This is a genomic window from Hymenobacter ruricola (assembly GCF_015694525.1).
Lineage (GTDB): Bacteria > Bacteroidota > Bacteroidia > Cytophagales > Hymenobacteraceae > Hymenobacter > Hymenobacter ruricola.
The window spans coordinates 37,209-54,626 of the sequence record NZ_JADQDM010000011.1 but is presented as its reverse complement, the minus strand read 5'-3'; the positions used below and the strand labels follow the sequence as shown (position 1 = coordinate 54,626).

At 64.0% G+C, this 17,418-nt stretch carries 26 protein-coding genes and 1 pseudogene; 13 read left to right on the top strand and 14 right to left on the bottom strand.

All coding sequences use genetic code 11. The annotated features are described in order from the left end of the window. The first annotated feature begins 55 nt into the window (after window positions 1-55). From I2H31_RS18140 to I2H31_RS18120, 5 genes are all read left to right on the top strand, one after another. Window positions 56-946, top strand: a complete 891-nt coding sequence (locus I2H31_RS18140) for an N-acetylneuraminate synthase family protein (protein ID WP_196294474.1) — start codon at window positions 56-58, stop codon at window positions 944-946. A 147-nt stretch (window positions 947-1,093) separates the two neighbouring features. Then, window positions 1,094-2,098 carry a sterol desaturase family protein gene (locus I2H31_RS18135; RefSeq protein WP_196294473.1) on the top strand — a complete coding sequence of 335 codons (1,005 nt, stop codon included), beginning with the start codon at window positions 1,094-1,096 and terminating at the stop codon, window positions 2,096-2,098. A 2-nt stretch (window positions 2,099-2,100) separates the two neighbouring features. Beyond that, entirely contained in the window at window positions 2,101-2,472 is a 372-nt protein-coding gene (locus I2H31_RS18130) for a DMT family transporter (protein WP_196294472.1), read from the top strand. 185 nt (window positions 2,473-2,657) lie between these two features. Further along, window positions 2,658-2,897: a hypothetical protein gene (locus I2H31_RS18125; protein ID WP_196294471.1), complete on the top strand. Its 240-nt coding sequence runs from the start codon at window positions 2,658-2,660 to the stop codon at window positions 2,895-2,897. Window positions 2,898-2,945: 48 nt separating this feature from the next. Further along, a complete protein-coding gene (locus I2H31_RS18120) occupies window positions 2,946-3,332 on the top strand; it encodes a hypothetical protein (protein WP_196294470.1) in 387 nt (128 codons plus the stop codon). Between the two features lie 504 nt (window positions 3,333-3,836). On the opposite strand, the gene I2H31_RS18115 is transcribed toward I2H31_RS18120, so the two are convergent. Then, window positions 3,837-4,100 carry a hypothetical protein gene (locus I2H31_RS18115; protein WP_196294469.1) on the bottom strand — a complete coding sequence of 88 codons (264 nt, stop codon included), beginning with the start codon at window positions 4,098-4,100 and terminating at the stop codon, window positions 3,837-3,839. 101 nt (window positions 4,101-4,201) lie between these two features. On the opposite strand from I2H31_RS18115, the gene I2H31_RS18110 reads away from it, so the two are divergent. Beyond that, window positions 4,202-4,474 (top strand): hypothetical protein, encoded by a 273-nt coding sequence (locus tag I2H31_RS18110; RefSeq protein WP_196294468.1) that lies wholly within the window; start codon window positions 4,202-4,204, stop codon window positions 4,472-4,474. A 72-nt stretch (window positions 4,475-4,546) separates the two neighbouring features. Here I2H31_RS18110 and I2H31_RS18105 read toward each other — a convergent pair whose 3' ends face one another. Further along, window positions 4,547-5,008, bottom strand: a complete 462-nt coding sequence (locus I2H31_RS18105; RefSeq protein ID WP_196294467.1) for a nuclear transport factor 2 family protein — start codon at window positions 5,006-5,008, stop codon at window positions 4,547-4,549. A gap of 131 nt (window positions 5,009-5,139) precedes the next feature. Between I2H31_RS18105 and I2H31_RS18100 the strand changes: the two genes are divergently transcribed. Further along, complete coding sequence (locus I2H31_RS18100; RefSeq protein ID WP_196294466.1) at window positions 5,140-5,469, top strand: hypothetical protein; 330 nt, start codon at window positions 5,140-5,142, stop codon at window positions 5,467-5,469. A gap of 621 nt (window positions 5,470-6,090) precedes the next feature. On the opposite strand, the gene I2H31_RS18095 is transcribed toward I2H31_RS18100, so the two are convergent. The 4 genes from I2H31_RS18095 to I2H31_RS18080 form a co-directional block, all read right to left on the bottom strand. Next, the gene (locus tag I2H31_RS18095) at window positions 6,091-6,702 is read right to left on the bottom strand and encodes a site-specific integrase (protein WP_196294465.1); all 612 of its coding nucleotides are present in this window, start codon (window positions 6,700-6,702) and stop codon (window positions 6,091-6,093) included. Window positions 6,703-6,819: 117 nt separating this feature from the next. Then, a complete protein-coding gene (locus I2H31_RS18090; RefSeq protein ID WP_196294464.1) occupies window positions 6,820-7,416 on the bottom strand; it encodes a phage integrase SAM-like domain-containing protein in 597 nt (198 codons plus the stop codon). Window positions 7,417-7,447: 31 nt separating this feature from the next. Further along, window positions 7,448-7,822 (bottom strand): hypothetical protein, encoded by a 375-nt coding sequence (locus tag I2H31_RS18085; protein WP_196294463.1) that lies wholly within the window; start codon window positions 7,820-7,822, stop codon window positions 7,448-7,450. A gap of 119 nt (window positions 7,823-7,941) precedes the next feature. Next, entirely contained in the window at window positions 7,942-8,319 is a 378-nt protein-coding gene (locus I2H31_RS18080; RefSeq protein WP_196294462.1) for a hypothetical protein, read from the bottom strand. A 176-nt stretch (window positions 8,320-8,495) separates the two neighbouring features. On the opposite strand from I2H31_RS18080, the gene I2H31_RS18075 reads away from it, so the two are divergent. Next, window positions 8,496-8,846, top strand: coding sequence for a hypothetical protein (locus I2H31_RS18075; protein ID WP_196294461.1), 351 nt, complete (start codon window positions 8,496-8,498; stop codon window positions 8,844-8,846). A gap of 70 nt (window positions 8,847-8,916) precedes the next feature. Here I2H31_RS18075 and I2H31_RS18070 read toward each other — a convergent pair whose 3' ends face one another. The 4 genes from I2H31_RS18070 to I2H31_RS18055 all read right to left on the bottom strand — a co-directional run bounded on the left by I2H31_RS18070 (window position 8,917) and on the right by I2H31_RS18055 (window position 11,378). Further along, entirely contained in the window at window positions 8,917-9,303 is a 387-nt protein-coding gene (locus I2H31_RS18070) for a DUF3592 domain-containing protein (protein WP_196294460.1), read from the bottom strand. Between the two features lie 149 nt (window positions 9,304-9,452). Beyond that, a complete protein-coding gene (locus I2H31_RS18065; protein ID WP_196294459.1) occupies window positions 9,453-10,637 on the bottom strand; it encodes a tail fiber domain-containing protein in 1,185 nt (394 codons plus the stop codon). 108 nt (window positions 10,638-10,745) lie between these two features. Beyond that, window positions 10,746-10,928 (bottom strand): DUF3606 domain-containing protein, encoded by a 183-nt coding sequence (locus I2H31_RS18060; protein WP_196294458.1) that lies wholly within the window; start codon window positions 10,926-10,928, stop codon window positions 10,746-10,748. Window positions 10,929-11,003: 75 nt separating this feature from the next. Further along, window positions 11,004-11,378 (bottom strand): hypothetical protein, encoded by a 375-nt coding sequence (locus tag I2H31_RS18055; RefSeq protein ID WP_196294457.1) that lies wholly within the window; start codon window positions 11,376-11,378, stop codon window positions 11,004-11,006. 375 nt (window positions 11,379-11,753) lie between these two features. Here I2H31_RS18055 and I2H31_RS18050 point away from each other — a divergent pair, with 375 nt between their 5' ends. After that, on the top strand, window positions 11,754-12,074 hold the full coding sequence (locus I2H31_RS18050; RefSeq protein WP_196294456.1) for a toxin: 321 nt from the start codon (window positions 11,754-11,756) through the stop codon (window positions 12,072-12,074). Between the two features lie 253 nt (window positions 12,075-12,327). Here I2H31_RS18050 and I2H31_RS18045 read toward each other — a convergent pair whose 3' ends face one another. The 3 genes and pseudogenes from I2H31_RS18045 to I2H31_RS18035 all read right to left on the bottom strand — a co-directional run. Then, window positions 12,328-12,903 (bottom strand): IS630 family transposase, encoded by a 576-nt coding sequence (locus I2H31_RS18045; protein ID WP_196294455.1) that lies wholly within the window; start codon window positions 12,901-12,903, stop codon window positions 12,328-12,330. A 10-nt stretch (window positions 12,904-12,913) separates the two neighbouring features. After that, window positions 12,914-13,285, bottom strand: a complete 372-nt coding sequence (locus I2H31_RS18040; RefSeq protein ID WP_196294454.1) for a transposase — start codon at window positions 13,283-13,285, stop codon at window positions 12,914-12,916. 120 nt (window positions 13,286-13,405) lie between these two features. After that, window positions 13,406-13,684: pseudogene (locus tag I2H31_RS18035) on the bottom strand (DUF5131 family protein); the annotation flags it as partial. A 516-nt stretch (window positions 13,685-14,200) separates the two neighbouring features. Here I2H31_RS18035 and I2H31_RS18030 point away from each other — a divergent pair. The 4 genes from I2H31_RS18030 to I2H31_RS18015 all read left to right on the top strand — a co-directional run bounded on the left by I2H31_RS18030 (window position 14,201) and on the right by I2H31_RS18015 (window position 15,896). Further along, entirely contained in the window at window positions 14,201-14,347 is a 147-nt protein-coding gene (locus I2H31_RS18030; RefSeq protein ID WP_196294453.1) for a hypothetical protein, read from the top strand. A gap of 394 nt (window positions 14,348-14,741) precedes the next feature. Next, entirely contained in the window at window positions 14,742-15,164 is a 423-nt protein-coding gene (locus I2H31_RS18025) for a hypothetical protein (RefSeq protein WP_196294452.1), read from the top strand. A 1-nt stretch (window position 15,165) separates the two neighbouring features. After that, complete coding sequence (locus tag I2H31_RS18020) at window positions 15,166-15,717, top strand: glycoside hydrolase family 108 protein (protein WP_196294451.1); 552 nt, start codon at window positions 15,166-15,168, stop codon at window positions 15,715-15,717. A 2-nt stretch (window positions 15,718-15,719) separates the two neighbouring features. After that, a complete protein-coding gene (locus I2H31_RS18015; RefSeq protein WP_196294450.1) occupies window positions 15,720-15,896 on the top strand; it encodes a hypothetical protein in 177 nt (58 codons plus the stop codon). A 60-nt stretch (window positions 15,897-15,956) separates the two neighbouring features. Here I2H31_RS18015 and I2H31_RS18010 read toward each other — a convergent pair whose 3' ends face one another. Then, window positions 15,957-17,057, bottom strand: a complete 1,101-nt coding sequence (locus tag I2H31_RS18010) for a DUF1353 domain-containing protein (RefSeq protein ID WP_196294449.1) — start codon at window positions 17,055-17,057, stop codon at window positions 15,957-15,959. Window positions 17,058-17,418: the final 361 nt, after the last annotated feature.

Genomic DNA, 17,418 nt, shown 5'->3' with positions numbered 1-17,418 from the left:
TCTACCTTCACCAGGCACAGGTAGCAACCTGCGCTACAACCCAACCCTTCGCACTATGCAAGCTGTTGAAATTCGCAAAAACCGCTTTATTGGCGCCGGCCACCCCGCCTACATCATCGCCGAAATCGGCATCAACCACAACGGTTCGCTCGACCTGGCCAAGCAGCTCATCGCCGAGGCCGCCAGGGCCGGCTGCGACGCCGTGAAGTTCCAGAAGCGCACCCCCGAGCTGTGCGTGCCCAAAGACCAGTGGGAAAAGCAGCGCGAAACGCCCTGGGGCACAATGAGCTACATCGACTATAAGCGCAAAACCGAGTTTGGGCAGGCCGAATACACGGCCATCGACGACTATTGCCGGGCCCTGGGCATCGACTGGTTTGCCTCGTGCTGGGACGAGCCCTCGGTTGATTTCATGGAGCAATTCAACCCCGTGCTCTATAAAATGGCCTCGGCCTCCCTCACCGACAAGCCCCTGCTTGACCGCGTGCGCGCCACCGGCCGCCCGCTGATGCTGAGCACCGGCATGAGCACGCTCAACGAAATCACGCAGGCCGTGCAGTGGGTGGGCCTCGACAAGCTGATGGTGGCCCATTCCACTTCCTCCTACCCCTGCCCGCCGCAGGAGCTGAACCTGCGCATGGTGCCCGCCCTGCAGGCCATGTTCCCGACCACGCCCATCGGCTACTCAGGCCACGAAACGGGCCTGGCCACCACCGTGGCCGCCGTGGCCCTGGGCGCCAGCTTCGTGGAGCGCCACTTCACCCTCGACCGCGCCATGTGGGGCTCCGACCACGCCGCCAGCGTGGAGCCGGGTGGCCTGGCCAAGCTCGTGCGCGACATCCGCGACGTGGAAGAAGCCCTCGGCGACGGCGTGAAGGTGGTGTACGACTCCGAGCTGGAGCCCCGCCGCCGCCTGCGCCGCGAGCTGGCGCCGAACCAGGAATAGCGTGTTCGGGTTGAACTGCTGCCCTTAAATCGTTTGTCATCCTGAGCGTAGCGAAGGTCCTTATCCCGCTCGAACGAGTTGTTCAGACGTAATAAGGTCCTTCGCTACGCTCAGGATGACAGCTAAAACTACTCCATCCCTCACGCTATGCCGCACGTCGAACTCATCACCACGGCCATACTGCTGATTTGGGTGGCCATCGTGATTACGCTGGAGCGCATCATCCCGTACCGGAAGGGCCTGCCGTTTTTCCGCGAGGGCTTCTGGACGGACCTGGTGCTTTACACCTTCGTGCAGAGCTTCGCGTTGAAAATCATCATCTTTGATTACATCATTCAGCCGCTCGACCAGCATTTTGGGTTCTCGAAGCTGCATTTTGTAACCGGGTGGCCCATTTGGGTGCAGGTGCTGTTTTTCGTGATTACCCACGACTTCTACATCTACTGGTTTCACCGGTTTCAGCACAGCAGCCCGTTTTTCTGGCGCACCCACGAGGCGCACCACTCCGGCAAGCAGGTAGACTGGCTGGCGGGCTCCCGCTCGCACGCCGTCGAGATTCTGATAAACCAAACCATTGAGTTTGCGCCCATCATTCTGCTCGGCGCCAACCCCATGGTGGTGCCCATCAAAGCCTGCATCGACGCCGTGTGGGGCATCTGGATTCACTGCAACGTGGACGTGCGCTCGGGCCGCTTGCAATACTTCATCAACGGCCCCGAGATGCACCTCTGGCACCACGCCGACCACGAGGAGGTGTTTTATGCCAACTTCTCGACCAAGTTTGCCTTCTGGGACTGGATGTTTGGCACCGCCTACCTGCCCGATGGCCGCAAGCCGCAGAAGTGGGGCCTGCCCTACGTTTTCCCGAAGGACTATTTCAGCCAGCACGTCTTTTCCGTGGCCCGGTTCAGCGAAGAAGAATTGGCCCGACGCTCCCGCCTGTTCCGCGCCTACCACGGCATCCGCGGGCGCCTGCTCACCAAGCTGACGAACCGCGTGCCGGCCCTGAAGCCCCTGCACGGCTGGCCTGTGCCCGAGCCCTACGCCGAAACCATCCCAGCGCAGCGCCCGGGCGGTAATTTTGGCGCCGCGCCGGCCACGGCACCGGCCGCCGAAACCGCTTCCTCCCCCTCCGCCGCCCTTTCCCGCTAGCCTTGCTCAATCCCTGGTTTTCCCTGTTTCTGGCCTCTTTCATGGAGGTTTGCTGGACGTATAGCCTCAAGGCGCTGAGCATGCAGCGCATCAAGGAAATCGCCTGGGCGCACAGCCTGGGGCAGCCCGCGCTGCTGCTGCCGGTGCTGCCGCTGCTGGCCTACGTGGGCTTCGGGCTGGCCAACGTGTATTTTCTGTCGCTGGCCATGCGCGACATTCCCACCGCCACGGCCTATTCGGCCTGGATGGCGCTGGCCGTGGTCGGCATCAAGCTGGTCGACACCCTGTACTTGAAGCAGCCGTTTTCGTGGCAGAGCGTGTTCTTTACCAGCCTCATTATCATTGGTGTACTGGGACTGCGCCGGGTAGAATAGTAGCACGCGAAGGCGCGGAAGGCCGGAATGACGTAGGGACGGAGCTTGCCCCGCCCGGTCGCCAGCGCGAAATCGGTGCAACGGTGCGAACGGCTGGGTGAAGCAACGCCAGAAAAGCATCAAATGGCTTTTTCCTAACTCCCGGCCCGTCCGGCCCGTTGAAAGGGAAACCCATGCCTTTGCCCATGAACCCCTTCCTTGCGGCCCTGCTGCTCGCAGCTGCCGGCACGCTCGGCGCCTGCAACGACTCGCCGGTGGCCCACGATGCGCCCGCTACTACCCCGCCACCGGTCCCCGCGGCCCCCGCGCCGGACACCACCTCGCCCGGCCGGGCGGGCCGCGCTGTGCCCTTCGTCAACCCCACCAAGGTGGGGCGGGTGCTGGGCAACCGAACCCCATCCCCGCCCGCCAGTCGCACCCGCTGACGGTTCCGGGGCGGGGGCTTACTTTGCTTCTCCTTTCTGCCCGCAAAAATGCTTCCTCAGCTTCTTTCCCTTGTGCTTTTGGTGGGCCTCACCGCGACTTCCCTCCTGTTTTGCTTCGAGCGCTGGGGCTGGCGGCGGGCCTGGGCCGCGCACCGGCCCGCTTGGCTGGGCCCGCGCTGCGAGTTCTGCGCTGGGTACTGGCTGTGCGTGCTGCTGTTCCTTCCGGTGATTGCGGCCTACCTCAAGCTCTCGCAGCTGGGCGTGACGGCCAAAACCCTGGACATCAGCTTTCTTTTTCAGGCCACGCCGCTGTATGCCCGGCTCTTGCTCGGCATTGAGCTGCCGCCGTGGACCCGGCTGCTCGCCGCTTTTCCCGTGGCGCTTCCGGCGGCGGCCGTGTGCCGGGTGCTGCTTGGGCTGAGCGGCGGGCGCTAACCCAGGCGGACGGTCCGGCAAGTAGTTTTCGCTTTTCTGGCTCGGTCCCGCCGGCTTGCTTCAGCGAACATTTTAACCGGCAACTGCTCTTGAACGTGCTCTCAAACTACCTAAGTGGGAATAATGGCCCGCAAAAAAGCCCCGGCTGTAGCAACCGGGGCTTTTTGTTGACTGGGATGGGGTAGACATCATTGGGCGGGGCAGACGCCCATTGCTGCGCGAGGCGGTAGAATGTGCTGCGATTGGCAACCGCAAAGGACGCCGGGGCCAGCCGCCGGCACCAGCGTAGAAGTACGGGGCTTGCCAAAACGCGTATTTCTACGGGGATGCGGCCACACATCGCGGCATCGCGCGGAAGCCAGTGCCCACGGCTTTGCTACTAACCACCTGCCCTCAAGCAGCACCTCTACTGCAGCCGCGGCCGGCGGCGCAGGATATACGACGAGGGCCGGTGCTCCGGCTCCCGGCAAGCAAAAGTCCTGCTTGCGACGCCTGGCGTGGGCGTCATTCGCTTTCCACCTCCGCCGGAACCCACTGCGACAAGTCCGATTCCAGCGGCAGCTCGCTGGCGAAGGCCCGCACCCGCGGCGGCGCGGCCGTAGTACGGTTCTGGTGGAGCTCCACGAAAAAGCCCCGGCCGGGCCCGGGGTAGCGGTAGAGAAACACGGCGGTTGTTGCGCGGCGGCACATGCCCAGGTACAGGCCCCAGGCCTGCACCAGCTGCGGCAGGTCGTCGGGCGGCAAGGCGAGGAATTGTTCGAGCGTCATGCCGGCAAGCTACGCCAAAAGCCCACAGGAAGGCGTGGATGCATGTTTTACTCCCTTGGCACGGGGATTGTAATTCCGCCGCCAATCCTTCCCTTCCCCTCATGCTCCTCACCACTTATGAGCGGTTGCGCATCACGCACCGCACCCTGTTGCACCCCCCGCTTGCGCCGGCGGCCTTCCGCCAATTGGTGCAGGAATTACCCGCCCACCTGAACGACATCGAAGCCCAACGGCCGGGCCTGCAAAACGAGGTGGCGGGCTGCCGCGACTATGTCGAGCGGCTCGCCGGGTACCTGGCCGGCCACGCCGACGTGGACCACGTCCTCCTCGTCGAAGGCCTGCACCGCTGCCTGGCTTCCTTATTTGGCAAATAGCGCGGCCTGGAAAAACCTCGGACGGAGCGTTCTCGCTTCCGTTCCGAAAAAGCCCCACTCCACCAAACGCAGCTAGTGGCCGTAGCTCACCACGCGGGCCACCCGCCACGCCCCGTCTTTCTGTTGCCAGAGCATGGTGAACTGAAACGTGCCGCAATCGGCCTTGCCGTTCTCGGTGTGGCAGAAGCGGTGGGCCCCCACCTCGATGGCCCCGTAGCCGGGGATGGGGTACACTTCCAGGCTGCCGGGCACCAGCTCCCGGTGGATGTCCGGGGACTGCTTGCTCATCTGGGTAAAGCCCTGCTGCGTTTGGGCGTACCCCGCCAGGCCGCCTTTGTCGTGGTAAAATTCCAGGTCGGGGGCAAAGTAGCCCATCAGCTTCGGCACGTCGTGGGCATTGAAGGCCGCAAACATCTCCGTATCCAGGCGGGCAATGCGTTGGCGTAGCTCGTCGGCGGGCGGCGTGGGCGCGGTGGTTTGGGCGCCGGCCACGCCGGCGGGCAGCAGCAACGCGGCCAGGAGCAGGTTCTTCATGCCCGTTAAGGTACGGAGCCCAGGGACTAGCGCCCACAAAAAGCCCCGCCGGGTGGGCGGCACATGGCCCGTTGGGCGGAGTTGTCGTATAAGATGGAGGCCAGACGTGCTCTGGCCTTCAGCCCTTGCTTATGCGTCTTCTCCTGCTCGCCTCCCTGCTTGCCCTGGCCGCTGGCCCCGCCGTGGCCCAGGCTCCCCGAAAGCCGGCCACGCCGCCCGTGCCCCAGACGACGGGTTTGCCGGCCCAATCCGGCGCGGTGCCGGCGCCGGCTGTGCCCGCCTACCCCAACGGCTACACCGACAAGCACCTCGGCGGCACCACCAGCCCCACCTTTCCCACCGGCTTGCCCGAGCGCGACCTCGACCACGGCACCAGCGCCGCCGACCAGCCCCGCGCCAACCAGGCCCGGGCGGGGGCCCGCCCTACCCGCAGCATCCTGGGTGGCCGCAAACGCCGCTGAAGCCGGCGCTTTTTCGTGGCTACAGGTTCCCTCTCTTCACCCGCGGCTGGCGGGCCTTGGCCTCGCGCGACGCCGGTTGCTGGCCAAACGGCGAACACCGCAGCCCCTAAGCAAACGAAAGCCCGACGGATGCCGTCGGGCTTTCGTTTGCTTAGGGGCTGTTTCTCCTTCGACGCAAAGCCCCGGTTAGTTTCCGAAGTCGGAAAGTTGAATTATCAGATAGTCAGGGCATAGTCCGCATGAAAGGCCCTAGGGCCCAGGTCAGAATTGTTGCGGCACCTTGGCTGAGCTGCCATTGGTGCCCTAGCGTTTTAGCTGCGTGGTTTCTATGCCGGGGCGGTTGGCCTAGCCATTTCGCTGGGGAGAAACCAACAAGGATTACCCGCGTGGTAAGCTTCGTTTGATTGCTTAGAATGGTGGCCGCATCCTACATTGTTGGCTCTTGTCAGCGCCCTCCCCTTTGAGCCAACTGCAACATCGGGCCCGTGCAAAAGCCGACGGAACCATCGAGGGCATCGTTCTTCTACTTCTCTTTGCAGCATTCCCCTTTTTGGGTGTATTGCCATAAAAAAGCCCCCCATGCTACGTGAGAAGCTTTTCTGTGGGCCTAACTGGCGTCAGCTATTTGGTAAGCTGCGGTAGCTTGTACTGCCCAATCGTGCGCACCGGCACCGCCACGCAGGCCCGGCTCGGTGCAGCACGGGGCCCGGTATCGGCTCTTGTGTTGTCCGTTTTCGGTTCGGACAACACGGCCGCCCAGGCCTGTAGCAGGGCGGGGCCGTAGCGCTCCAGCGCGTCGTGGCCGTAGACGCCGGCGTGGCCCAGGGCCTTTTCCCTCAGGTTGGAATCCCCGCCCGAGCCGAGCATGAGCAGGTCGGCGCCGGTGTGGCGCGCCGTGTGGGTGGTGACGACTTGGTAGAGGGGCAGCACCTGCTCCGTGGGCTCGCCGCGCACGTACTGCACCCGCACGAAGGGTCGGGTGAGTTGCGCCACGCGGGCCAGCTGCTTCATGCGGCGGTTGCGCTGCTGTTGCGTGGGCACGGCCAGGGCGCCCCGGTGGGCGTGCCAAATGGCCGCCGCCGCCGGGGGCAAGGGCAGGCGCACCTCGTCGCCGGTTTTGGCCTGGCGAAAGGTGACCACCGGCACGGTGCCGCCGGGCAGGGCCACGGGCTCGACGTGGTGGGGCCGCAGGGCGCGCAGGTCGGAGTCGCGCAACAGCAACAGCGTCTGCAACGCGAACAGGTCCCGCTCGTGGGCCAGGTCCGGCTCCAGCCGGTCGAGGGCCAGCAGCGCCCGGAACTCCTCGGCGCGCAGGGCCGGGGCCCGGCCGTAGCGGGTCTGCAGCTTGAGCTAAGTGGGCGCGGCCTTGCCGGCCAGCCGGAAGCACACGCGCAGAAACTTGACGTGCTTGCTCACCGTGCTGTCGACCAGCCCCAGCGTGGCCAGGTGGGCCAGGTACTCCAGCAAGTCCTTGCGGGTGAGTTCCAGCACGGACCAGCCCGACTGGTACGCTTCGAGGTGGCCCACCACTTGCCGGTAGCGGCGGGCGCTGTTGGGCGTCTGGCCGGGGTTGTCAGCCTGCCAGCGGGCGTAGAACTCGGCGGGCGTCACCGGCACGGCGTCGGCCGCTTTCACCGCGACGGGCTTGGCCCGGCCGATGCCGGTGCGCAACAACTCGACCGAGAGGACCACGCCGTCCACTTCGGCCTTGGCGGCTGTTTGCAGCACGTTCGCGCGCAGGGTGTTGAGCTTGGCGTTGAGCCGGGCCGCGTCGGGGTCTTTGGTGGAAACGGGGCGTGCTTTGTCGGCCTTGAAATGCTCGGGCAGGCACTTGACGCCGGTGGGCAGCGTGGCCCGGTTTCTCGGGGGCCAGGTCACGTCCAGAAACAGGTAGCAGCGGCCGTCCTTGGTGGGTTTGTCCAGGTGCTGGCGCAGGGTCAGGTTCATGCCCCCAAGATAGGAAGCCGAGACGCTACGCCTAGGCCAGCACGGCCGCGGCCTCAACGGCCCGCCCGAGGATGGCCCACCAGCAGGGGTCGGCGAGGATGGCCACGTCCGTGTCGGGCTCGTCGTAGGCGTCCAGCTGGGCTTGCAGGGTCCGCAGGGCCCGGCCCGCCTCTTCGGTTAGGCCGGCTTGGCGCCAGCCCTGAAAGGCCATGAACTCGGCGAAGTGGCTCTCGGCGTAGAGGTGCTGCAACGCGGCGTGGAAGCCCGGGCCGGCCGGCGGTGCAAACGCGCACAGCCCGGCAATGGCCCGGCGCACCTGGTGCTTCCACAACGTAAAATCCTGGGTCATTTCCGGGTTCGGGCGCGGGCCCGAATAGCGGGTCGCGGGAGCTAATAAACTCGTCATTAGGGCAGTTTGTTTTCGAGCAGGGCGAGCAGCAAATATATAAAATTCACATAATTCATTGGTATGCTTCCGAAAAAACGGAAGCCCCGCCGGGTGGGCGGGGCTTCATCGGTTCGGGGCTACTGTCCCGCGGGATGCGCCTTGGTGGGCCCGTCCCAATCGGTCAGGGCCACCGTGGCCCCCGACACCAGCGTGAAGACGGCGTTGAAGGCCTGCGCCCGGGGGTCTTTGCGGAAGGGCTTGAGCAGGGAATGCACGGCAAAATTGGCCACGTTGAAGGGGTCAATCTTGCCGTGCACGCGGAAGGGAATGAGCGGCTTGAGGGCCAGCGGCTGGTCGGTCAGGGCCACGTAGACGAGCAGGGCCGCGCCTTCGGCGGCGTAGAGGCGGCGCACTTTTTTGGAAAAGCCGAAGGCCGTGGGCAACGCGAGCAGGCCGGCCACCAGGGCGTAGTCCAGCAGGCCGTGCAGCCGGGGGGAGATGGGTCCGTTTTTCATGGGAGGAAGGAAAAGGGGGCTGTTGGGCTACGGGCGGGCGGTTCTTCCGGTTGCGTGCGACAGGGGCGTCCCTTTTTTCGTTCGTGGCGCGGACGGCCAAACGCGGTGGACGGCAAGCTTTTTTTCGTAGCTTACGGACTCGCGGAGGAACGCACCTCCCCGGTTCGCCCTTTGTTATGAAACGTCTGTTCCCTGCCTTGCTGCTGCTGCTCGGCGCGCTTTCCGCCTCCCGCGCCGACAACCCGCCTACGCTGGTTCCGGGCACGTACGGCGTGCACGCCACCGGGCCGGCCACGGCGCTGCCCACGCTGACCCTGCGCCCGGACTTTACGTTCCGTTACGCCAACCCCTCCGGCGCCGCCCGCCCGCAGGAACTGGCCGGCACCTGGGCCTTGGCGGGTGACCAGTTGGTGCTGACCAGTCCGAACGCGGCCAAGCCCATGAAGTGGCGCCTCGACCCGAGCGGGCCGTGCCTGACCACGCGCCAGGGGCTGTGCTTTACCCGGCTCTGCCAACTCAGCCAGTAAGGCGCAGCTGCGGCCGTCCGCTCTTTGCTTGCAGCGCAACCGGTTATTTCACCGCTTGCAGGTAGCGGGCTCACCCCCACCGCCACAGGCCGGCCAGCAACGCGCCGGCAATGCCCAGCCGGGCGTACCGGCTGCCGTTGCCCCACTCGGCCGCCAGCAGAAAGCGCGTCGGCTCGGCGGGGTCGTAGCGCAGGCGCACGGCGTCGCCGGTGCGGAAGCGCAGGCCGATGGCGTGGCCGGCGCTCTCGGCGGTGACCACCTGCCCGGCCGGCGTGGTGAAGCGAACGACAGGCGCGTAGTGGAAGTGGTCGATGCCGCGCAGCGGGCGCCGGCGCACGACGCGCCCGGCCACCTCCACCCCTACCCGGCGCAGGCGGTGGGCCAAGCGCATTTCGGTGACCATCTGTGCGCCCCAGAGCACCGGAACGAGGGAAAGCAGGAGCGGAAGCCAGGGCATGGGGCGGGACAGTGGGGCGACCAAGCGGCGGGGTGCGTCAGGGGCGTGCGGTCGGGGTGCGGGCACGGGGACGCGGGGGCATTCGCTGCCGGGCGGCCAGCAAGGTAGCGAAAAGCCCCGCTGGATGGGGCGGGGCTAGTTGGAGAAGGCTACGCCGCCTTCCGCCGACGCCGGAACGCCAGCACCAAGCCGGCCCCCAGCAGGCCAGCGGCCAGCGGCAGCTGGGCCAGGGCATTGAAACCCGTGGCCGGGGTGGCGGCGCGGCGCTCCAGGGCCTCCAGGCGGGCGCGCAGGGCGGTGATTTCGGCCGCCTGGGCGCGGGTGCGCGCTTCCAGGGCCTGCACGCCGACCAGGGCCACCCCGTCGGCATCGACGGTGCCGATGCTCACGCTGTCGGCGCCCAGGCCGAAGGCATTGCGAAAATCCTGGGCCATGGGGCCGAGGTGGCGCACCGAGGGCGCGTCGGCCTTGTAGCTCCAGCGCGTGATGGGCACCTGGCGCAGGCGGCGCAAGACGTCTTCGCCCGACACGGCCTCGAACCGGTGCTTCTTGTGGCGGTCGGAAGAATTGGTCCAGGTGCCGCCGTTGCTCAGGTACGCCCCGGTGGAGGTGGCAATCAGCGTCGTGCTCGCGAATTGCCCCCAGTCGGTGGGACCGCCGGTGCCCGAAGACGGCAGGATGCTCACGCCGCGCGCGGGCGCGTACGAATCGGTGCCGCTGCCGTCGGTCACGACGCGGAAGCCGCCCGTCACGCGCCAGTTGGCCGAGTGATTGACGGGCGCGCGGAAGAGGCCGGTCGACGAGCGGTCGGCAAAGACGAAGCTGCCCTGACGGGCGTTGGTGTGGGCCCCGTAGCCCAGCGCGACGGAAGCGGCCCCGCTGGCGGTGCACTCGTAGCCATAGGCGAACGCCGAAGTTTGGGCGGCCGAGGTGCCGTAGCCGGCCGCCAGGGAGTAGTCGCCGCTGGCGCGGCAGGCGTAGCCGAAGGCGGCCGAGTAGTTGCCGGTGTTGGCGTCGTCCCACCAGGTGCTGGCCGTGCCGCCGTTCGTCTGCGCGGGCAAGCCCAAGGTGTTCGCGAAGTTGTCCACAGTGCCCGCCCGAAAGGCCCCTTTGGCGGGGTACCACAGCAGGCGGGTGCCGGCCCCCTGCACGGGAATGGTGCCCGTGCCGAAGGTGCCCGTCGAGAGCACGCCGTTGTTGTGGTCCACGTCGAGGCCGGCGCGGGGGGTGGCGATGCCAATGCCCAAGCCGGTCGATTGGGCCTGCGCGGTCAGGGAAGCGGCGGCCAGCAGCAGGGGCGCGGCGGCGCGGCGAAGCGGGAGGAAGTGGCTCATCCTAAGCAGACAACACGTAGCGGCCGGGGCACGCCCCGCCGTGTTGGCAAAGGTAGGCCCGGGGTGGCGTTGTGGCTACTCCCCTTTCTTCGCTTAGGGCGCGGCCAGTTAAGTCAACGCCCGCAGGTAACGGTACACGTCGGCGATGGCGGGGCCCACCGCGGCGACGGCCTGGCGCAGCTGCGCGGCGGTGCAGCCGAAGGCCTGGCACCAGCCGATGACTTCTTCCGCGTCGTCGAGGCGCACGTAATTGCCTTCCCGGCGAACGTTCAGGGGAGCGGTGTGGAGCATGGGGTAGAAGGGTAAGGGGGCGGTAGAAAAGATTGAGCGGGCAAGGTAGGAAACGGGCGCAACAGCTCGGCCAGCTTAGCCGTCCACCCTGCTCCCGAGACACCCTACGCCCCCGGGAGCACCGCCTCCAACGGGCGCGGCAAGGTAGCCTAATAACACCACTTGCACGGGTCCATCCGTTGTTGGGCCGACGCCAGGGAGATGGGCACCACGGCCGCACCGGGCCAGGCCCCGGCAGCCGGGCGTGGCGTGGTACTTGACCGTGTTGCCGCTGTTGCAGTAGTACACCTTCGGGCCCGTGGAGGCTTTGGCTTTGGCTTTGGTCTTTGCCTTGACTTTTGCCCCGGCGTGGTGCACCACCTTTTTATGGGTCGTGCGGGGGTGAGTGGATTGGGCGGAAGGGTAGAGTGGCAGGCTCAGGAAGGCCGCCAGCAGGAGCAGGTATTTCATGGGGGCAAGGTAGCAAAATGCCCCGCCGGGTGGGGTGGGGTAATATTCTAAATCTTTTGCTAACTATTGAACTTTCAACAAGCCAGCACTTAGAGCTATATAGAGTGCGCTGAGCCAATGCTTGAGCTGTGCAAGCATTGTTCATTTTGATTTTCAGGCTATTTTGACGATTAACATTGCTCTTGTATCATTCCCGGTCACCTTAGCAAGCATTACAGTTGGAACCGGTCAAAAATACCTAACATTAAAACCTTTGTATAAAAACGCAACGAATTCGTTGCGTTTCATGTAAGCAATTGTCTACCTTTGGCATCCCCACTCCCACCACCGACCCCAGATGAAGTCCGGTTATTTCTGGAAAGTCTTCCCATTAAGATGGACACCAACGCCGGCGGCGTTTCTGATGGCATCCTCATTGCGCCCCGTCCGGAAAATCGGCAAGCACTGGCCGATTTAGATATCACCGCACAGAAGAGGTGGCAAAAGATTCGTGACCTGAAGGCCTCTGATGCTTGCCAACTCTTGGAATCTGATAAACCTCAAGAGGCCGCAGCTGGTCGAACTCTTTGGGTCTTCGGTGTCAAAGTAAAAAAGGTTGAGGTATACGTTAAAATTCAGTTTGGTGAGCATAACGACGCCCCAATTTGCATTTCGTTTCACCGCGCCCTCCACAAACTCATCTACCTACTTTCTTAAGAACTCAATATGACGAAAACCCGCAGCCCCTTCACGGGTGGCGAAACCCGTATCGTTGAAGTAAGCGACACTGTTAAGTTTCGGGGACAGGAGTTCACTGTTCATAGCCAATGCTATAAGTGCGTTGATACGGAACAACAGTTTACGGATACTGCCCAAGATGAGGCATATGTTCAGGAACTGCGTCGGAAGTGGCTCAAATACAACTGTGTCCCTACCCCTATAGCGGATTCGCGAACGGTTTGCCCACTTTTCAGGCGGGTTGGGTGTGGTAACCGCAGTGGTCAAACCAGTTTCGGGCGTCTTGACCGGTAATCCAGTCGACGGCTTCGTGCAGGGCGGCCTGCAGGGCTTCGCAGGAGCGGGCCGCGCACGTGCGCAACTTGGTTTTGAGCTTACTCCAGGCTTGCTCGATGGGCGAAAAGTCAGGCGAGTAAGGGGGTAGAAAAACGACGTCCACGCCGCGCGCAGCCAGCCACTCGCGCAGGCCACCTATCTTATGCACGGCTAGGTTATCGAGCACCAGCACGTCGCCCGGGCGCAGGGTCGGGGCCAGGCAATGGGCCACGTACAAGGCGAAGCTGCGCTGGGTCAGCGCCCCGTTCAGCACTTGCACGGCCCCCAGACCGCGCACGGACAACGCCCCAATGAGCGTCCGCGAGGGGCCGCGGCGCAGCGGCACGGCCCCGCCGACGCGCTGCCCGCCGACGGCGCGGCCGTGGGTGCGGGCATAGGTCAAGCGCAGGCCCGTTTCGTCCAGAAAGTGGAAGCGGGCCACGTCGGGCCGGGTGCAGACCTGTTCCACATGCTGGTGCCGGGCGGCGCGCACCCGCTCGGTGTCACGCTCGGTCGCGTGCGGGCTTTTTTTTTCGGCGTAGGTCGTGTTCGTCCAGCACCTGCCAAATACAGGTCTGGCCCACGGGCCGCCCGCCGGTGGCCTGCCAGGCCTGGTTGAGTTCGGCCAGCGTGGCGTCCGGGTGCTGCTGCACGTAAGCCACCAGCCAGGTCTGGGCCGCCGCGTCGAGGTAGCGGGCGCGCCCGCCCGTAGCCGGTTTGGGGGCCAGCGAACCAGTGGCAGCCTGGCGGCGTACCAGGTCCTTGACGAAGGAGCGGCTCACGCCGAAGCGCCGGGCGACAGCGGCCTTTTTGGCCCCGGGCTGCTGGCAGGCGGCGGCCACGCGGGTGCGTAAATCAAGCGAGTACGGATGCATACTCCCACCTACGGCCGTCAGTCGATAGTGGTTGAACCGTTTGCGAATCCGCTATAAGCATTTCATCGGTAAGCCGGTCGCCTCGATAGATATAACGACGCTCCACTAATTCGGCCATGCCTATGCCAGCACAATTTCACGCCGCAAACTGGGCGCAACCGGCATTTCGCTGTAAGTGCGCCCGTTCAACTCGCGGCCCGCTGCCTTTTTATTCCGACCGCCCCACTGTTTGAAGAAACATGCTACGCCAGCTGCTTCGCACTGCTGGCGGATGTCCTCGCCCCACTCTTCTTTCATCGGCCGGGGCTTACGGCCAGACTCGCCGCCAACAATGACCCAATGAATCCCGGTAAGGTCCAGGTCTGGCAAGGGTCCGAGCAAGGGTTCAAGGGAAAGGAACGCCCAGCTATTTCCAGTGCGTGCGGGCGAACCCCTACCTGGTGCTGGCCCGCACGGCCAACGTCCTGAACACCGCCTGCACGGAGCTGGATTTGTTCGCCGCCGTCGACGGCCTCTACAACCACCCCAAAACGGAGAACACCGTGGAAAGCTCGCCGGGCTTCGGCGGCACGTCTTACTACCTGAAAATCAGATTGCCGCCACCGTCGACCTGGCCGAAGGCGAAGGCCTCTCGCTGGTGCAGTACGCCGAGGCGGCCTACAAGCTCGACAACCGCGCGGCCAACCCCTCTTATTCGGCCACGCTCGAAGTCCTCGAGCAAAACCCCTGGTAGCATGCCCCTGCTCGTCACGCCCCCGGCCCCGGTCCTCACCTCCACGCAGCTGCCCGCCGCGGCGGTGTACGCCATCATCAACGACGTGCGCCATTCGCGCGCCAAGAAGCTCATCACGCTGGGGGTCGCCTACTACGCCAGCGAGGGCGCCTGCGTCGCGCAGGCCCTGCCGCTCGCTGGACGTGGCCGGCCTGCCGGCGCAGGTGGAACAGGCCGCCACCCCCGAGCAGGCCAACGCCGTGCCCATTTTCGATTTCCTCGAAGGCGTGCTGCGCCAGCAATTGGAGGCGGTGCTGCCGGCCGGCACCACCCTTGCCACCGTGCCCTAGCCGTGCGCCCCCCGTCCCTTCTAATCGCTCCCTGCCTACCCCACGACCACCCAAACCCTTCTCGCCATTTGCAGCGCGCTCCTGCTGCTGCTCGTGGGCATCGTCGGCTTTTTCGCCAAGCGCCTGCTCGCCCAAAACGACGCGGCCCTGGCCGCGGCCAATCACGCCAGCGTGACGGCCGTCAACACGGCGCTCAGCCAGCAGGTGGAACCCCTCACCACGACCCTGCACACCAACAGCGAGGAAACCAAGCTGCTGCGCGGCCAGCTGGCCACGCTGCTGCGGGGGCCTTCTCGGCCTGGGACAAGTGGATTTACGGCGAAGCCCTGCAGGGCTCCTTCAAAACCACGCCCCCGGACTTCAGCGCCGGCGCCCAACTTTAACCGCTTTCCGCATGCCCGATTTCTCCGCCTACCTCTCGCCCACGGCCGCCGTCGACGTGGTGCGCGCCCTGCTCTGGATTGCCTTGGGCCTGTTCGGCTGGCTCTGGCTCAAAGGCGAGCTCACGCCCAAGCGCTTCCTCACCATCGTGGAGAGCGAGGGCGGGCTCAGCATCCGCCTGATTCTGGCCGCCGTGTGGTCGGGCTCCATCATGTGCATGCTGGCTGCGGGCCGCTTCACCGTCGACGAGGCCGTCAAGCTCAACGCCATCACCGAGTTGCTGCTGCTCTACGGCACGGTCAAGGTGCTCGGCTCGCGCTTCGCCCGGCGCCCGCCCCCGCCCCCGGCCACCATTCAAGCCCAGAAAGCCGACGTCGACGTGGCCGGCAATGCCACTTTCCAATCTTCCACCCCGCCGGCTCCTACTGTGTCCTGACATGGCCGACTTCGCCACCGCCCACGCCCTCACCACCCGCAACGAGGGCGGCTACGCCCACAACCCCGCCGACGCCGGCGGCGAGACCCTGTTCGGCGTCTCGCGCAAGAACTTCCCGCAGTGGGCCGGCTGGCCCATTGTGGACGAGCTGAAGCGGCACGCCGGCTTCCCGGGCACGGCCAACGCCAACGCGCAGCTCCAACAGCTGGCCCATGCGCTCTACAAAACGGCCTTCCGGAACGTGCTCAAGCTCGACGGCGTGACCAATCAGGCCGTGGCCAACGCCGCTTACGATTTCGGCGTCAACGCCGGCACCGGCCGCGCCGCGGGCTTCCTGCAGCGGGCCGTCAACGTGACCAGCGGCGCCCAGCTGGTGGCCGACGGCGTGGTGGGCCCGCGCACCGTGGCCGCGCTGAACGCCCACCCGCACCAAGCGCTGCTGCTCAAAGCCTTCGCGTTCCTGCGCGGCACCTTCTACATCGGCCTGGCCGAAAAGAGCCTGACCCAGGAGCAATTCATCCCCTCCTGGTTTTTGCGCATTTCGCTTTCCTGACCATGGCCAAGTACTTCTTCGTCGCGTGTGCCTGGCTGCTCGGTGGTTGCGCCGTGCTGGCGCCTGACCGGCCCCGGGCCCGCCGGCACCCCACGCTGGAGCAGGCCCGCCGCTGGGTGGAATACAACAACCAGCCACGGCAACGAAATAAAAGGTATTACCGGGCTTATCCGCGATAACGTAACAGCCCCGGTTTCCTCAATAGGCCGGGGCTGTTCGCGTTGAAGCGCTCCCCAACATTATTTTCCCTTCTTTCGCTTTATAGGACCTGCTGCTTTGGGGGCTGCTTTCAGGTCCGCCTTTATGGCTGCCTTTAGAGCAGGCTTTCCGGGCATCTGTGGCCCTATTTCATAGAGTTTACGCAATTTTTTCCGTGCCTCTGTTGCCTTTTGCAACCCTTCTGCAGTCGATAAATCGTATTTTTTGTCCTCGTTTTGTGCCTCAACTACATATTCTTGCTTTAAAGAACTGGCATAAGAATGCTCATACTGGGCAACCTCAAATAGGTATTTTTCCTTCCAACTCAAAAAGTCCTTGGAAGGAACAAGCGGTTGCGGCTTTTCTTTTGCGAAGAAGCTATAATACGTTGCTATAGTAGGTGCAGGAACTAGACGATTTTCGTGCGATTCATGCGCAACCGAATCTAACGTCTTTTTATACGGCTCGTCAATAACGCCTTTACTCGCATGTGCTCTTGCTTCTACAAAGCGACCTATTTCCGCCATTTGCTGTATTTGAGAGCTTTCTGGAATCATGGTCAAGTCCAAATTGGCTGCCTTCTTCTCTTCGGCCGTCGCCCCGCTCTTTTGCCCATCTTCGTACTTGATGGTTCGAGGTGAGCCATTATCAAAAACCCATTTATTTCTTGTTCCATACAAATACACGGCCGCGAACATGATGTTCGCTTTCGTCTTGGGGGTGCCACCGCTCAAACAAGCGTCGCGGAACATGCGATGCACCTCCTGCCACGGTGCTTTGTGATAAGAAGCACCGTGTACATTGTCATCGCCGCAGTAGGCATCGTGAATTAACGCGGCCTTGTTCCAGCGCTCATCGTCCGGGAATCCGATGATGGGCACACAGAGTTTTGGGATGGAGGCCCAGTCGGTTATTGTATTTTTTGGCGCAGTCCACATTCTGCTCGAATCTTTCAATGGCTGTTTGGAATCCTTTAATAGCTGTTTGTAGGTGCAATCCAGATAGGAAACGTAATGCGGAGAAGCCCATATAACAGGGGCGTCATCTGGGTCGAAAGACTTCCCAGGAAGCCAGGTAAGCTGAGCTGCAACGTTATACACGCGCAGTAGCGTAATCAACAACAAGAGGAAGCAGGCTTTCATACATGTAGCATCATATTAGTTTTCTACTCGCTGCCAACATATAACTAATTCTTGAGTTTCGTCTATTTCAATTATAGCTATAGGTAATGCAATACAAACAAGCTCCGGTTGGGGAATCAGGGCTTATTGTTAGCTACTTCTCAAACAGACGCCGCCACCAGCTGCGGCGCGGCGCGGGTGCGAAGCCTGGCCGGTAGCCGAGCTGAAACTCGTACAAATTACAACCGTCCCGAATCCGGCGGGCGTAGAAAGCCGCCAAGCAGGGCTTGGGGCTAGTCAGGCCGTAGGGAGTCAGGGCACGCATGCCCACCACACACTCGGCGCCCCACCCCGGCGCAGCCATTCGGCCCAGGCCTTGGCC

What these genes read in the sequence shown, in the direction of transcription:
- I2H31_RS18065 (WP_196294459.1), bottom strand. Translation starts at nt 10,637, where the DNA reads ATGAGCCACTTCCTCCCGCTTCGCCGCGCCGCCGCGCCCCTGCTGCTG.
- I2H31_RS18090 (WP_196294464.1), bottom strand. Translation starts at nt 7,416, where the DNA reads ATGAACCTGACCCTGCGCCAGCACCTGGACAAACCCACCAAGGACGGC.
- I2H31_RS18050 (WP_196294456.1), top strand. Translation starts at nt 11,754, where the DNA reads ATGGACACCAACGCCGGCGGCGTTTCTGATGGCATCCTCATTGCGCCC.
- I2H31_RS18010 (WP_196294449.1), bottom strand. Translation starts at nt 17,057, where the DNA reads ATGAAAGCCTGCTTCCTCTTGTTGTTGATTACGCTACTGCGCGTGTAT.
- I2H31_RS18085 (WP_196294463.1), bottom strand. Translation starts at nt 7,822, where the DNA reads ATGACGAGTTTATTAGCTCCCGCGACCCGCTATTCGGGCCCGCGCCCG.
- I2H31_RS18015 (WP_196294450.1), top strand. Translation starts at nt 15,720, where the DNA reads ATGGCCAAGTACTTCTTCGTCGCGTGTGCCTGGCTGCTCGGTGGTTGC.
- I2H31_RS18125 (WP_196294471.1), top strand. Translation starts at nt 2,658, where the DNA reads ATGAACCCCTTCCTTGCGGCCCTGCTGCTCGCAGCTGCCGGCACGCTC.
- I2H31_RS18055 (WP_196294457.1), bottom strand. Translation starts at nt 11,378, where the DNA reads ATGAAATACCTGCTCCTGCTGGCGGCCTTCCTGAGCCTGCCACTCTAC.
- I2H31_RS18070 (WP_196294460.1), bottom strand. Translation starts at nt 9,303, where the DNA reads ATGCCCTGGCTTCCGCTCCTGCTTTCCCTCGTTCCGGTGCTCTGGGGC.
- I2H31_RS18110 (WP_196294468.1), top strand. Translation starts at nt 4,202, where the DNA reads ATGCTCCTCACCACTTATGAGCGGTTGCGCATCACGCACCGCACCCTG.
- I2H31_RS18140 (WP_196294474.1), top strand. Translation starts at nt 56, where the DNA reads ATGCAAGCTGTTGAAATTCGCAAAAACCGCTTTATTGGCGCCGGCCAC.
- I2H31_RS18105 (WP_196294467.1), bottom strand. Translation starts at nt 5,008, where the DNA reads ATGAAGAACCTGCTCCTGGCCGCGTTGCTGCTGCCCGCCGGCGTGGCC.
- I2H31_RS18060 (WP_196294458.1), bottom strand. Translation starts at nt 10,928, where the DNA reads ATGCTCCACACCGCTCCCCTGAACGTTCGCCGGGAAGGCAATTACGTG.
- I2H31_RS18135 (WP_196294473.1), top strand. Translation starts at nt 1,094, where the DNA reads ATGCCGCACGTCGAACTCATCACCACGGCCATACTGCTGATTTGGGTG.
- I2H31_RS18115 (WP_196294469.1), bottom strand. Translation starts at nt 4,100, where the DNA reads ATGACGCTCGAACAATTCCTCGCCTTGCCGCCCGACGACCTGCCGCAG.
- I2H31_RS18020 (WP_196294451.1), top strand. Translation starts at nt 15,166, where the DNA reads ATGGCCGACTTCGCCACCGCCCACGCCCTCACCACCCGCAACGAGGGC.
- I2H31_RS18120 (WP_196294470.1), top strand. Translation starts at nt 2,946, where the DNA reads ATGCTTCCTCAGCTTCTTTCCCTTGTGCTTTTGGTGGGCCTCACCGCG.
- I2H31_RS18080 (WP_196294462.1), bottom strand. Translation starts at nt 8,319, where the DNA reads ATGAAAAACGGACCCATCTCCCCCCGGCTGCACGGCCTGCTGGACTAC.
- I2H31_RS18040 (WP_196294454.1), bottom strand. Translation starts at nt 13,285, where the DNA reads ATGCATCCGTACTCGCTTGATTTACGCACCCGCGTGGCCGCCGCCTGC.
- I2H31_RS18025 (WP_196294452.1), top strand. Translation starts at nt 14,742, where the DNA reads ATGCCCGATTTCTCCGCCTACCTCTCGCCCACGGCCGCCGTCGACGTG.
- I2H31_RS18075 (WP_196294461.1), top strand. Translation starts at nt 8,496, where the DNA reads ATGAAACGTCTGTTCCCTGCCTTGCTGCTGCTGCTCGGCGCGCTTTCC.
- I2H31_RS18100 (WP_196294466.1), top strand. Translation starts at nt 5,140, where the DNA reads ATGCGTCTTCTCCTGCTCGCCTCCCTGCTTGCCCTGGCCGCTGGCCCC.